This is a genomic window from Nocardia sp. NPDC057272 (genome assembly GCF_042668615.1).
Taxonomy (GTDB): Bacteria; Actinomycetota; Actinomycetes; order Mycobacteriales; family Mycobacteriaceae; genus Nocardia.
Genome location: NZ_JBHUYK010000009.1, coordinates 1 through 13,281 on the forward strand (window position 1 = coordinate 1; position 13,281 = coordinate 13,281).

The 13,281-nt window shown below is 58.8% G+C and carries 7 protein-coding genes and 1 pseudogene; 1 reads left to right on the forward strand and 7 read right to left on the reverse strand.

What is annotated here, in order from left to right:
• The 5 genes and pseudogenes from ACFULV_RS14890 to ACFULV_RS14910 all read right to left on the reverse strand — a co-directional run.
• A partial coding sequence (locus ACFULV_RS14890; protein WP_378656738.1) for a condensation domain-containing protein occupies positions 1 to 1,397 on the reverse strand: 1,397 nt, incomplete at its 3' end.
• Between the two features lie 263 nt (positions 1,398 to 1,660).
• Entirely contained in the window at positions 1,661 to 1,828 is a 168-nt protein-coding gene (locus ACFULV_RS14895) for an MbtH family protein (protein ID WP_378656740.1), read from the reverse strand.
• Between the two features lie 642 nt (positions 1,829 to 2,470).
• A pseudogene (locus tag ACFULV_RS14900) lies at positions 2,471 to 2,563 on the reverse strand (hypothetical protein); the annotation flags it as partial.
• 1,335 nt (positions 2,564 to 3,898) lie between these two features.
• A complete protein-coding gene (gene istB, locus ACFULV_RS14905) occupies positions 3,899 to 4,744 on the reverse strand; it encodes an IS21-like element helper ATPase IstB (protein ID WP_378656743.1) in 846 nt (281 codons plus the stop codon).
• Positions 4,741 to 6,081 (reverse strand): transposase, encoded by a 1,341-nt coding sequence (locus ACFULV_RS14910; protein WP_378656746.1) that lies wholly within the window; start codon positions 6,079 to 6,081, stop codon positions 4,741 to 4,743. The genes istB and ACFULV_RS14910 overlap by 4 nt, the downstream gene beginning before the upstream one ends.
• An 881-nt stretch (positions 6,082 to 6,962) precedes the next feature.
• Between ACFULV_RS14910 and ACFULV_RS14915 the strand changes: the two genes are divergently transcribed.
• Positions 6,963 to 7,964, forward strand: coding sequence for an IS481 family transposase (locus ACFULV_RS14915; RefSeq protein WP_378656748.1), 1,002 nt, complete (start codon positions 6,963 to 6,965; stop codon positions 7,962 to 7,964).
• A gap of 1,081 nt (positions 7,965 to 9,045) precedes the next feature.
• Here the strand turns inward: ACFULV_RS14915 and ACFULV_RS14920 are convergent.
• Together ACFULV_RS14920 and ACFULV_RS14925 are read right to left on the reverse strand one after the other, a co-directional pair.
• The gene (locus ACFULV_RS14920) at positions 9,046 to 11,922 is read right to left on the reverse strand and encodes a murein biosynthesis integral membrane protein MurJ (RefSeq protein WP_378656750.1); all 2,877 of its coding nucleotides are present in this window, start codon (positions 11,920 to 11,922) and stop codon (positions 9,046 to 9,048) included.
• A gap of 363 nt (positions 11,923 to 12,285) precedes the next feature.
• The gene (locus ACFULV_RS14925; protein ID WP_378656753.1) at positions 12,286 to 13,098 is read right to left on the reverse strand and encodes a cytochrome P450; all 813 of its coding nucleotides are present in this window, start codon (positions 13,096 to 13,098) and stop codon (positions 12,286 to 12,288) included.
• Between the last annotated feature and the right edge of the window lie 183 nt (positions 13,099 to 13,281).

The window sequence follows — 13,281 nt, forward strand, 5'->3', positions numbered from 1 at the left end:
ATCGATACCCCGACACCCGTCTCACCCAGCACACCCCGGTTACCCAACACATCCAGCTGCCCGGACTCGACCTCGTCCAGCAACTCGATCGCCGATAGATCCATTAAGGAAGGAATTTGGGACTCTATACGACCCCAGTTTGACACTTGACGCATGAACGACATGCAATGTTCTATAAATGTAACGATGTCCGACTCGGAATAATACCGGCCGTCGCCTTCTACTTCAATTTCACCACCACCGCCGCCACCTATTCCAGAATAGTAGATATTAATCGAAAAGCTGTCACTGGCGCCCACTGAAGCTGCCTGCAGATTTACAGAAGCACCGTTGAACCCGACTGAGCCAACGAGCGGAACCACGTTAATCGATGGCCCCAGTAGGTCCGGATAGCGCTTAGTGGACTTTAAATCTCTAATAACACTCTGGACGCCAAAGCGGGAATGCTCGGCAATCGCTTTGAGTTCTTCGTTAACTTTCCTAACAAAATGATCGAAGGAAAGATGCGGACTCGCATCAATCAGCATCGGAACAACACTTGCCAGCTGCGTGGGGGTGCGCCGCATCGCGCCATCACGGTTTGACATCGGCATCGTGACATAGTATTTGTCGCCGTACGTATAGCGTCTCAAACTGGCGGCAATGATCGCCACGAGATACCGAGATAGCGGGACTTCTGACCCTCGGGCGGCGAGCCCAATGCTCTCAAGCAGCTCTCCCTGAAGTCGTTTATGTACCCTGCGCCGTCCTGGCACGCCGCTCCCCCGATGGCCAGGAATAGCCAACGACGGGATGTAATCTACAATACGACTCCGCCAAAAGTCACGATCCGCGGTCAGGCGATCAAGGCGATAGAGGTTGTCGTGCTCAGATAGTTCATCAACACCAGCGAACCCTGATGACGGTACGTCACGTCCGCTAGATAGCGCATTGTAGATGCTGAAAACCCGCTGAATCCAAAGCACAGAGCCCACTGCGTCAACAATAGAATGTTGAAAGCACGCCACGAAACGGACCTTTACCTCGGAGATCCTGATCAAAGCAATCTCGAACAGACGGCCGTCCATCGAGAAATATTTTTCGACCAGCTCCCCTACAATAAAGTCTTCGGACTCATTTACAGGGTTCGGCGTGCCAGAAAAGTCAAGATACAATGGCTCCCAACTACCAAGCTCTCGCACAGAGAACCCTTGTTCACCGCTAGTGTCAACAAAGCAAATGCGAAGGGTTTCGGTCTCACTCAAAGCGCGACGTACAGAATCTTTCATAAGCGCAATATTTACGTCGGCCAGATCGATATATAGCACAATATTCTGCGGCGTCTCTGGCTCCAGATGACGCGCAAGCCACAGATCCTCCTGAGCAAATGTGAGTTTTCTGAATCCACTCGCAGACATATTGCAACTCTCCCGGTTTAGCCTTCGAAAGGCGCGCGAATAGCAGAATGGACATGCGCACCCGCGAACTACTTGACCCAGCGGCTTCAACTGATCGTCAACCAGTTCCCGCCCCGATCGCAAGCCATCTGACCGGAGGTTCGGCCGGATGGACGTGCAAACAAAGATCTATAGACTTCGAAAACAGCCTTCCCATTCCTCGACAAGAAGGATTTCCTGTGTCGTAGTCCGAAGTCGTCAAAGACATCGCATGCGGATGCCACCTAATTGGCCTCCACATACTCCAAACATGCATCTCGGGAGTTTTCTTCGAACACTATTCGCCAACCGTGAGGAACTTCAGCAAACGTTGGCCATATTGAGTTCTGCCCATCGTTATTAACTAGCACGAAGAACTTACCATCTTGCTGATCGAAAGGATTCCCGCTCATCACCGCATCTTTTCAAGGTCGAGGCGCTCGGATCGCCTATGGGAACATAACAGAGAGGTAGCGAAGCATGTCCGGGCAATCAGCCAGCGGCCCTACCCGGGACTTCTGGGGTGGCCATTCGCTGCACTACCAAACTTACCCTAGTCGGCACTGACCAAGGATATATTTACATTGACTGCGTAGCCAGCCAGACAGATTGGAGAATCTGCGGGTACAAGTTTCATTCGACTGCGGTAAGCATGATCACACGGTCGCCAGATGCATATCTCAATACTCGGCCCGACTTCTTGAACCACAGACAAAGTTCGCAGAATTCGAACCGCACCGTTCGGGACATCAACCAAATTATCGAGCCATACTGCACCGATCCTTTATCTCTACCACCCGTCTAAGCCTCACGAGACACGCGACGCTTAAACCCCCTTTCGCACCTCGAAAAGTGCCGTCCCGCTGGCCTATCACTATAACGATAGTGAAAAGAAGTCTCACACAACATCATGTACCTGTCAACACGAGAGCCAACCAAGCTCACGGCCTTGGCCTTGGCCTTGGCCTTGGCCACAGCCCATCCCACTTCCGTAGACGCCGGGAAGCAGCTCCGCGGGGGGGGACTCGTGGAAACCGTCGGCAGATCCGACCGCCAAATCCGGCGGCTTCCAGGAGCACGATCGTTTCGCGGGTCGCCTTGGCGACGCCGCCGAGGCGACCCGCCGTCGGGGACGGCCGGACGAACGCGTACCCTCGCCCACGTTGCGAACGATCTACCGCCGCCCTTCACTGTGGCCGCGGCCAACGCTCAGACAGAGTCGGCGGCCACATCACCAGGCCGACGGGCAGCTCGTCGCTTTCCGCGTCTTAGCCGTGCAAGGCATACTCACCGACCCTGCCGACACCACGACCGCTGCGACGGTGCGAGCAGGGGTGCGCCGAGGATCGTCGACGCACACAGACATCCCGATGGTCGTCCGGCTACGCTGCTCGCGCCGGATGACGCCGCTATGTTCGGCGTCGATTTCACTATTCCGACCACAGAATCGAAGCACGGGTGACAACCACTATGACGGCGAAACCGCCCGACGGGTTGCCCTCGACGCTCGCGTACCTGACCCGGGCGGGATACATTGGCGCACTTGGTAACAAGAACTTTCGTTCCCAAGGCCGAGAACGTGATCTTGCTCGGTGTCCGCCCCGAATCAGCAAGAGGCACCTAGCAATCGGGCTCGGAGTCAGAGGCAGCCGACAGCGGCGGCCAGTCAACGTTGTCCGACACCGCCAGCAACTACATCACGCGGCTTGCAACCGCACATAGACAGTCGGGGTAGGTCGACGAAGCGGCCAGTTAGATCACGGTCGCCTCAGCGGTCGTACCGAAGGCCGCCGAACGAGCCTGGTGTGGTCCATGGGATGACCAAGTCAATCAGTCGGGTGCTGCGGATAATCTGCGGACGCACGCCGCAGCCGCCGAGAACGTGACTGAGATGGCGACCGCCTCAGGCAACTTGCGCCCTTGGCCCCCTTTGGCGGCTATGACGAGAGGAGCGGCGGTCCGCAATGAAGCACGATGCAGGCAATGCCGCAGGATCGCCCAACTGGCCGGGTCTATCCGGGCTGGATGCGAGGCCGCCCACCGAGCCGGATGGTCAGCAGGATCGGATCGGCGTCGTCACAGACCAGCAGTTGATGGCGCTTGAGAAAAGTCCCCAGACTTGCTCGCCGAAATTCCCCAGGCGGAGCAGGATTTGAGGCTATCAGGCGGCGCGATGTAGTGGGACGATTCGGTTGTCTGTGGGGATGCTGGGCCGGGCTGCTTCCGGCGTCGTGAGCAGCGCGACGATGGTGATCGGTTCGCCGCAGTGAGGGCAGTCGCGGGTGGCGGCTGGCTGCGGCGTGGGACCCGGGTCCGGGCGGGAGGTTTCGGCGGGAGTCTCGGTGGCGGTGTTGCGGCGTCGGGCGGCGGTGTTCTTGCAGCGGATCGAGCAGTAGATCCTATTGCTGCGAGTGGGGATGAATTCGAGCCAGCAGATCTGGCAGACGCGTGTCGCCGCGGCTGGGACGGGTTGAGGTTGCTGGTCAGGAGACACGGGCGTTAACCGCCTTTCGCAGGTTCTCCGCAGACTCGCGGTGGTGACGCAACCGATAACTCGGCCCGTCGATCCCGACAACCGTGGCCCGATGCAAGAGCCGATCCAGCATGGCCGCAGCGACGGTCGCATCCCCGAAAGCTGGTGCCCAGTCAGCGATCCCGACGTTTGTCGTCAGAATCGTGCTCGATTTCAGATAGCGTTGATTGATCACCTGGAACAACGCCAAGGCCCCGTCGCCGGGGAGTGGAAGATAGCCGAGCTCGTCGATGACGAGCAGCTTCGGGCCGGCGAAGAACCGCATGCAGGTGTGCCAACGGCCCTCCAACGCGGCCTTGTGGCATTTCGCGGCCAGCTCGGCGGCGGTGGTGAAGTAAACGCGGTGACCGGCCTCGACCGCGCCTCGCGCCAACGCGACGGTCAGCATGGTCTTGCCGACTCCGGGCGGCCCGACAAACAACACGTTCGCCGCGTCGTCGAGGAACCGCAAACTGGCCAGGTCCCGGATCAGTTTCTCGTCGACACCCGGCTGTGCGGAGAAGTCGAAATCGTTGAGCGTCCAGGGCTCGGGCAGGCAGGCGAACCTCAACCGTGAGGTCAACCTTCGTGGCTCGGTCGCGTTGACCTCGATCTCGAGTAGCCGTACCAATGCTGCTGTGAGAGAAAGGTTTTTCGGCCGGGCGGCGTCGAGGATGCGAGGCAGTGCTTCGGCGGCGTCGCCGAGTTTGAGGTAGGACAGGTGGGCGCGCAGCTGCTGATAGCGGCGTGCTTCGCTCATCTGCGGGATCGTCTTTCCAACGGATGATCTTCCTTCACTGTTGTTCGAGCGGATCATGGTGTGGAGCGTGGGAAAGCTGCGGCGGTGGCCGCATAGACCGACAGATCGATCACCACCTTCTGAGCGGGATCGGGTGAACCCGAGTGACCGCGCAACCGCGCGGACTCGGCCAACGCGGCCGCGGTCAGCGGCCCGCGGGTCTTGTGGGTGCAGGGCTTGCTCGCGTCGAACGTCGCGAGCACCGACCGTTCCAACGCGAGGACATGGCCCTCGTCGCGAACGACGCGCCCGGCGCCGTCGGGTGCGCGCCGGTGGGTGGCGACGATCGCGCCGGATTCGGTGCCCAGCGAAATCGTCTCGGAGCCGAGCCGGTGGATGACCGTGACCACTGCCCCGTGCAGCACTGGGGGGACCGAGTATTCGTTGCCTCGCCAGGAGACCAGTCCCTGTGCTGTGACCTTGCGTGGTTCGCGGATCTCGGCCGGATAGGCGGAGGGCGGTGTCGGGTGCAGGGGTTCGGCTTCGGCGAGTTCACCGACTGTCGTGGGCTGTCCGTCGCGGACGCGCCGTCGCCCGTCCAGCCGAAGACAGAGCCGGTCGAGTGAAGCCTGCGCGGCGGCGACGGTGGCTTCGTCGGCGATGGTGCGCCACCAGCGTTGCGCGGCAGCGTGATTGGACTTCTCGACGACGCCTTTGCGGTTGCCGTGCCGCGGCGGGCAGATGTCGACCCCGACGCCGTAGTGCTTGGCGACCCCGGAGAATGCCGGGGTGATCCGCCCGGATTCCGGTGAGCAGACCGTGGCCATGCGGTCGAAGCGCCAGCGTCGTGTCACCCCGCCTAACCGGAGTACCACCTGGTCCATCGCCGCGACCAGGTGCGCGAAGTCCTCGGCCGGGGCCAGGACCCCGCGCCAGCGGCTCGAATGCGCCAACGCTCCGACCAGCAGATGCGCGTTTCGTCCCACGCCCCAATCGGCCGGCGGATCGGGCAATTCGACCCAGTCCCATTGCGTTTCCTCACCCGGTGGGTGGGCGATGATCGCGACGTCGCGGCCCTTGGCTGCATGGCAGGGCTCGCAGTGCGGGCGCAGTTCCAGCTTCCGGATCGCGGTCGTCAACGACGGATACGACCCGGCGAACCCCAGCTCGACAATCTCGTCGAACAACGTCGACGCCCACAAGTGCGGATCGTCGGCCAACCTGATCCGGCAGTAGTCGACGAACGGCTCGATCAGCAACGGCGCCGACCGGGCCCGCTGGCCCGGGGCCCGGTCACCGTTGAGGTAGGCACGAACGGTCTTGCGGTCCAGCTTGAGGTGGCGGGCGATCGCCGAGATCGACCACCCCTGCTCATGCAGAGCGTGTACTTCCACATCACCCTCCAGCGACAGCATCCAGAGCCTTTCTCGATGACCCTCGCGAACACCTCCGCGAGCGAGCATGAGTTACGGCTCAGCAACCGGCATACCGAATGCGCCGGACACCAACAGGACAGGCCACCGCCTGGGGAATTTCAGCTACCAAGTGTGGGGATTTTCAGCTAGCGCCATCACAGTCGGACGTCACGGCTGGAAACGCCTTACAGCAGGGCGAAGATTGCCACCAAGACTTTGTGCGCATGCACCACGTCCCTCGCAGGACCAACGATCGTTGTTGTTCGAGGGGTCGTGCTCCTGCCGCTAGACCCATTGGCTCCTTCCTGCCAAGACTTTTCGTCGGGTCGATGAGCGCCAGCAGCCGGCTGCGCGCGAAGCGGAAGACTGGCACAGCACGGTGAGTCTTCTCTGGTGCAATCTCGTCTGGGCACGAGGAAGCCTTCGATGTCACCGATACCGAAGGTCGACCAGTCCCGTTTCTCGCGTTGACTATTCAGGAACGAGGTGAAGTCTCGGCTGGCCTCCAGCACCTCCGCCGGTCAGGTCGCTGCGCGGTAGGGTTCCAACGCGGGAGCTCAGGGCCCTGGCGGTGACCATAAAACCAGCCACCCCCGCGACAACCGGTCGCCGAGGCTCAGACGCCGCGTCAATCCGGCGTTGCCGGCGCCCGGCTGTGAGTCGCTCGTTCTGGTCGGTCGACATCCGCCAAGCTATGCTCGGTGCAGTGGTCCTGCATCGAGCTAGCCAGGTACCCATCGAACGGCCTGAACGGCAACCTAGATGTTTGTGGGTCATGAGGTTGTTTACGCCCGGGCAGGGGTGAGCTGAGGGGACGGGCCTCCCGGCGCCAGGATGGAAAACACCACATCCTCCGGCCGATCGACCGGGAAGACCCGTCCATGACCCACCGTAACGCCGCACTGTCCATCGAAGGCCGTCGCCACTTGTTGCAGCGCTGCCAGACTCTTCCGATCGCTCACGTCGCTGCCGAGATGGGCATTTCACCTCAATGCGCCTCGAAATGGGTCAACCGACACCGCCGGTTCGGCGAGTTGGGCCTGGCCGACCGTTCCAGCACGCCGCATCATCAACCGCAGGCCACATCAGCCGAGGTGACCAACCGGATCGAGAAGATGCGCCGGAACAAGAAATGGTCGGCCAGACGAATATCGCACGAACTATGTTGCGACAGTGTCGATATCGCGGTCAGGACCGTGACCAGGCAGTTGCAGAACCTTGTCCTGAACCGACGCCGGTTCATCGACCCGACCGGTGAGAACATTCGCCCACCACGCCAGGTCGTGGCCCAGTGGCCTGGGCAAATGGTCCATGTCGATGTGAAGAAGGTCAGGCGCAATCCCGACGGTAGTGGCTGGCGAGCCCTCGGCCGCGGCTCCGCCAAGGCCAAACTCGCCGCATCCACCAAAAAGCGTGGCGCCAAAACCGGCTACGTCTACCTGCACTCCGCAGTTGACGGCTTCTCACGGCTGGCCTACACCGAGGCTTTGGACAACGAAACAGCCATAACAGCAATAGGATTCATGGATCGGGCACGAGCGTTCTTCGGTGCTCATGGCATCGTCTTCCTCGAGCGGATCGTGACCGACAACGGATCCTGCTACCCCGCTGCCGATTTCGCCAAGGCGGTGCGCGTTGCTCGCCACCAACGCATCAGGCCATACACACCGCGTCACAACGGGAAGGTCGAGCGCTACAACCGGATTCTGGCCGAGGAGTTCCTCTACGCCCGTGAGTGGACGTCCGAACACCAACGGGCTCACGCGCTCGGCGTCTGGAACATCCACTACAACTACCATCGACCACATTCGGCTGCCGGGAACCGGCCACCAGCCAGCCGCCTCCGCGCAGGCGTCACCAACGTCATGGCCTCATACACCTAGATCGAGCAGGGGCTGCGGATGATTGGGGTATTCGTCCTTGAGCAGCCGCCCCAGCTTGGTGATCGCAACACACGCGAGGCCGGACGAATCGGCGGCTGCGAGACAGGCGATCAGGCGCGGCAGCCAGTCCGGCGGCTTGCCGGTCGCGCGATGAGGTGATTGCCTGCAACATGCGGCCGAGGCGCTGCGCGCACGACACGCTCCGAGCACTGGTCGATGCGTCCCCAATTCTCGACGGATTCTTCAGTCAGTCGAGTTTCGTCGGCTATCGACCACGATCGCGTTGTTGTCCGGATGACGCTGCCACCACCGCGAGCGCATGCACGACTGAAATGGCGACGCAGTTCGCGAACGGAAACGCAGGCGCGAGCGAGATTCTTCGAAGCGCGTGGCTTCAAACAAAAGACAGCACAAGCCAGCGTCTGCACGCAGATACACAGGTTTGCTGCACCGCAGACAGCGCTGCAGGCCTAGAGGCCGGCCTTGCCCTGGCAGTCGCGGCACACCATGACGTCGGCACGGCGGACCTTGTCACCAATCTCGGCGTATTTGCCGGAAAAGGTTCACACAGCGACTCGTCTCGGCGACCATCAACCGGCTCAGACGCAATCAAGGCAGGACTGCTTGGCGTCCGCTTACTGGCTCGGATGGCGCGCCCCCGGCAGCATAATTCGCGGGCTGATGCCCACCCGGCCCACCGCAGACCGACAGTAACGCTGACGTTTCCCCTGACCGACAATCACTTCGATGATGAGGCGTCACATCAGCGCAGTGAGCGGCCTCGCGGGAGTTCACGACCGCGTCCTGGGGCGACGCCGCCCTGATCGGCGGCGCGGCCGGGTCGCCGGACGACGCCACCGCTCACTCCCTGGTGACAGATGCTCCGAGTGTCATCGGCTCCGCCGGTCTTTACAGGGACACGGATATTCTATTTTTGTGCCGACAACATGCGGCTCGTCGCATATCCCCGCTAGACCAATAACCACGAAATCGCACAGGCGGCAAGACCTACTGGCACAAGCAATCAACCCCGATCCACAAGCACCGCAAAGAAAACCTACTACCTATGACACGGGAAGAATTAATGAGCCCTGAAGCGATCACGCCGCGTCTGCTGGCGATTCGGCACGACTGGGAGAAGATCCGAATTTTGACTTGCGCCCGCCTCCCCCCACAAATCCTGAATCGATGTCATATGGCTCTCCGCTCCGCTGGCCGCCAGCAACCGAATTGCTAACCGCATAGCCGCAGCTGGTGCCTCGGGTTCAATTGAGGCAGAATCTGGAGAAGTTCCGTCCGTCTTTAACTTGCGGACTGGCAGTCCTCCAATCGTAGCCTTGGGCTGGTGATTCTCTGCGTGATATGGCCAATGTTCAGTTGCGAGCGCGAAGACTATAGCACCGACCCCCCATAGATCCGACTTGCTGTTTGCATAGGCGAACGTTCCCGGAAAGGCCAAAACTGCATGGCCTGCGTCAGTAATACGAACACGGTCTGGATGATCAATAGACAATGACAATCCGAACCGGTGAGCCATATCAGCCGCCGCAGCCAAGGTTACCGCCACTTGGTCGGCCGCTAACGAAGCCGAACCCTCCCTGGCGAGATCCCTAAGCGAACTACCAGGCGTCCACTCCGCAACCACAATTCCGCCGGAAGAACCACGTATTACGTCCAAAATTCGAGCGAGACCTATAGTATTCAATCGGCCCAGTCGCAACGTACGGGAAAGAATCGCTTGAGGTCCATCACTTCCCATGTTTTCGGTTGCGTCCAGTTTCGAGTCAACAAAAGTAAGCGCGACCTCACGGTGGAGTCTCACATCCAGAGCATGCCAGAATTTCAGTCCGCCCGATCCACCATGCCCGGACAATAGTCGATACCGGCCTTCCGCCACGAAAGCGCCTGGGAGCAATTCCGGGGGACGTACGGATCTCTTCGAAAGCGAGACGTCACGAGGACGGGACAACATGGATGAACTCGCATGTTCAGTACGACCACCCGCAGAATCCTGATCAACGTAAATGCCTATCTGCTCAGCGCCTTCTCTACCTTGAAGTACCCCATCGCTCTTTCCAATCCTAGAACCAGGACGAATTACCGGCAGAACCATAGTCTGCGTATCAAGATTTTGGTCGAACCTATAGTAATATGGCTCCAAATACCGGCTATCAACCTTGGGGAGAATCACGGTCTCGTCTGCGGCCGCGCTAGCCTCCAAGCTCGGCGCTGGCGGAATCCAACCAAATCGGCGCGCAACGGCTACTGTAATCGCATGAATTTCGGCAATACCCAGCAGCCACATCACCAGAAACGTTACTCCGAACATAACGACAGCATCAATCGCAACTCGACCCAACGAGCCAACGCCACCAAATGAATCAGAGAGACGGTGCAGCGCAAGTACGACCTCTACGAGCACCATCACACTGGTCCCAGCAACCGAGGACGCAACGACTCGGGAAATCGTCCGCCCGACATTGCTCATACGCAATCTACCAAGGCTACGCTGCAGCAGCCATCCGCCGATTACAGCGCCACCGATGTAGCCAACACCATTAGCCACGCCAAGCCCAATAACGACTAGATTGTCCGAGAGAACAACTGGAACCAACAATGAGAGTACAATCTTAGTTGCCGTGATACCGAGCACAATCCATGTCGGCATCCAAGCCTGCTCACGCGCGTAGAATACTCGCAGATGAATCAATACCAATGTGTATGGTATGAGTGTAAAAGCCGACCACGACACAGCATAGCCAAGACGTTCTGCTTCTTCCGTTCCGAATCGACCATAGCCAAGCAATGCCTCGCCAACCTGCGGACCCGCAATTGTTAAAAAGGCAACCACCGGCACCAGAGAAATCATCGTCAACTTGGTCGCAGTACCAAGATCGTCAACAACAGCGGGGGTATCCTCGGCAGCGGCATTTCTACTGAGGCGAGGCATGATTGCTGTCAGGACAGTCACACCAAGCACTCCATAGGGAAGCTGAAGGAGTAGCCAAGCGATTTGATAGATTGCTGGCCCCGCAGCGTCGTGACTCGACGAAACTCGTGTCGCGACAACGAAACCAGCTTGACTCACCATGACATAGACAATTATCGCCGCTGCCATAGCAGCAAATTGCTTCATTCGAGTATCGATCCCCCAAAGAGGGCGAATGTCAATATCAGCTTTTCGAACAGCAATTATAAGCATCAAAATCTGTGCAACAACGCCGATTGTCACCCCGATGCCAAGCGTCAATAGCTTAGCGTCACCCATACGCACCGGGTTAAGCGAGATTTCACCTGGCGTTATCGCATATAAGCCAAGAACAGCAAGTACAACCACATTATTAACCACCGGAGCCCACGCTCCCGGCTTGAATATCTCGTGCGTATTGAGAATTGCGGTTAGCAACGCTGACATTCCATAAAATAGAATAGCCGGCAACAATAAGTAGCAGAGCGCGGTAGTCAAATCCGTGCTAACCTTGCCATCCTGCGAAAGAAAGACGTGTGTCGCAAGTAACGGCGCTGACAAGGTCGCCAAAATTGTTCCAGCTGTCAGAATAATCATTGCTGCCGTAACTAGACGGCGCACAAAAGCTGCACCGCCGTCTACATCTTCCTTTCCGGCGCGAACCAGCGTCGGAACAACAATCGCGGTGAGCACCGCTCCAAGCAGTAGTTCTGAAATCATTGTGGGCACCGTCGCGGCCACGGAGAAGCCCGACGCGATAGCTGGACCAAGCACGGCGAGTAACAACAATTGCTTGCCGAAGCCCGTAATACGGCTGATCAAAGTCGCTACCGCGATCGAACTTGTATCCTTTACCAGCCGGGTATTGGAGTCGCGGCATACTTTATCATGCCCCCCCTTTCCGCCACCGAGAAGGGGGGGCAGCACTCGCTCCTCCTGTAAACCATAATTCAGTCCGTCATCATTCGCCGTACCGTTTTGAGACTTCAAGCGCTGATTAGAGGGCTGCTGCCGGAGCGAGTGCCTCTCTGGGTACAATTGACCTTTCAATGATCCGGCTGACGTCGGCTCCGGCCACACGCCGCGGCCACCGGGCTTCCCAATTCCGTGATCCGGTGCTGCACGATCACCACGCTTGTTCGGCCATCCCATATCGTCCCTTCCGAGCGTTGCCCACCTCGCCTGCCCATACCTTCTCCAACCTATTATTAGCCTTTGCATCGCCACATAAGCGGTGGGCCACACCCTGGCGCGCCGCTTCCCGACCGTACCCAGATAGCTGGTTCACTGCCATTGGGATTGGGGATCGATCGAACAGGGTTACGAGTCAAAGATATTCGAGGCGTCGAACGACTAGCAAACTGGGGTCAAAGTCACCGGCAGGTGCCTCAATCCGCGCTCTCGAAACGAGGCACGCCACTGCAGATCGCTCCTTGGCACCGCAAGTTGAAGGTCAGGGAAGTAACGCAGCATAGATTCCACTGCTACCTGAACTTCGATTCTTGCAAGTGACGCACCTAGACAATAGTGGATTCCATGACCGAAGGCCAGATGCGGATTGCCCTTCCGACTAAGGTCAAGTTTTTCAGGGTTATGGTATCGGTCGGGATCTCGATTTGCCGAAGCAATCCCAAGTAGCACCGTATCACCACAAGGAATTCGGATACCCCCAATCAGCAGATCCTCGACCGCAAATCGACGGATGGCGAATTGGCTGGGATGTGAATATCTCAACAACTCTTCAACCGCCGCTCCTGAAATCCCAGCGCCGGCCCTTATTGACTCGGCCTGATGGGGGTTATCAAGCAGGGCCAGAATGCCATTTCCTATTTGGTGAACGGAACTCTCATAGCCAGCCCAGAATAATAAAAAGAACAAAGAAACCAGTTCGTCTTCGCTTACACCTGCGCCATGCGGGGCTGCTCTACCTTCCGAGATGATATCGGAAATAAGGTCATCAGCAGGGTCATCTCGCTTTGCGTGGATCAGGCCTGTAAAAAGCTTCTCCATCTCGACTACCGCAACCTTAGCCTGTTCTACCTGATCCGTACGTGGGTCAATAAGCACCTCAGTCCATATACGAAATTTGCCTCGAGCCTCCTTGGGTACACCCAAGAGATCGCCGATAATTGTCAGCGACAGAGGAACCGCGTACTCGCCGATCATGTCTGCACGATCACCCCCACGCATTCCATCTAGCAACCGGGTAGCTTCCGAGAAGATCTTTGGCCGAAGAGCCTCGGCCCTTCCTCGTGTAAATGCGTTGGAGACGAGTCGACGAAGTCTAGTATGATCTGGAGGATCAATGTTTAGAAGGTTGGCATCCAAGGCAGATGGTAGCGAGAAGCC

What these genes read in the sequence shown, in the direction of transcription:
- ACFULV_RS14925 (WP_378656753.1), bottom strand. Translation starts at nt 13,098, where the DNA reads ATGATCGGCGAGTACGCGGTTCCTCTGTCGCTGACAATTATCGGCGAT.
- istB (WP_378656743.1), bottom strand. Translation starts at nt 4,744, where the DNA reads ATGATCCGCTCGAACAACAGTGAAGGAAGATCATCCGTTGGAAAGACG.
- ACFULV_RS14895 (WP_378656740.1), bottom strand. Translation starts at nt 1,828, where the DNA reads ATGAGCGGGAATCCTTTCGATCAGCAAGATGGTAAGTTCTTCGTGCTA.
- ACFULV_RS14915 (WP_378656748.1), top strand. Translation starts at nt 6,963, where the DNA reads ATGACCCACCGTAACGCCGCACTGTCCATCGAAGGCCGTCGCCACTTG.
- ACFULV_RS14910 (WP_378656746.1), bottom strand. Translation starts at nt 6,081, where the DNA reads ATGCTGTCGCTGGAGGGTGATGTGGAAGTACACGCTCTGCATGAGCAG.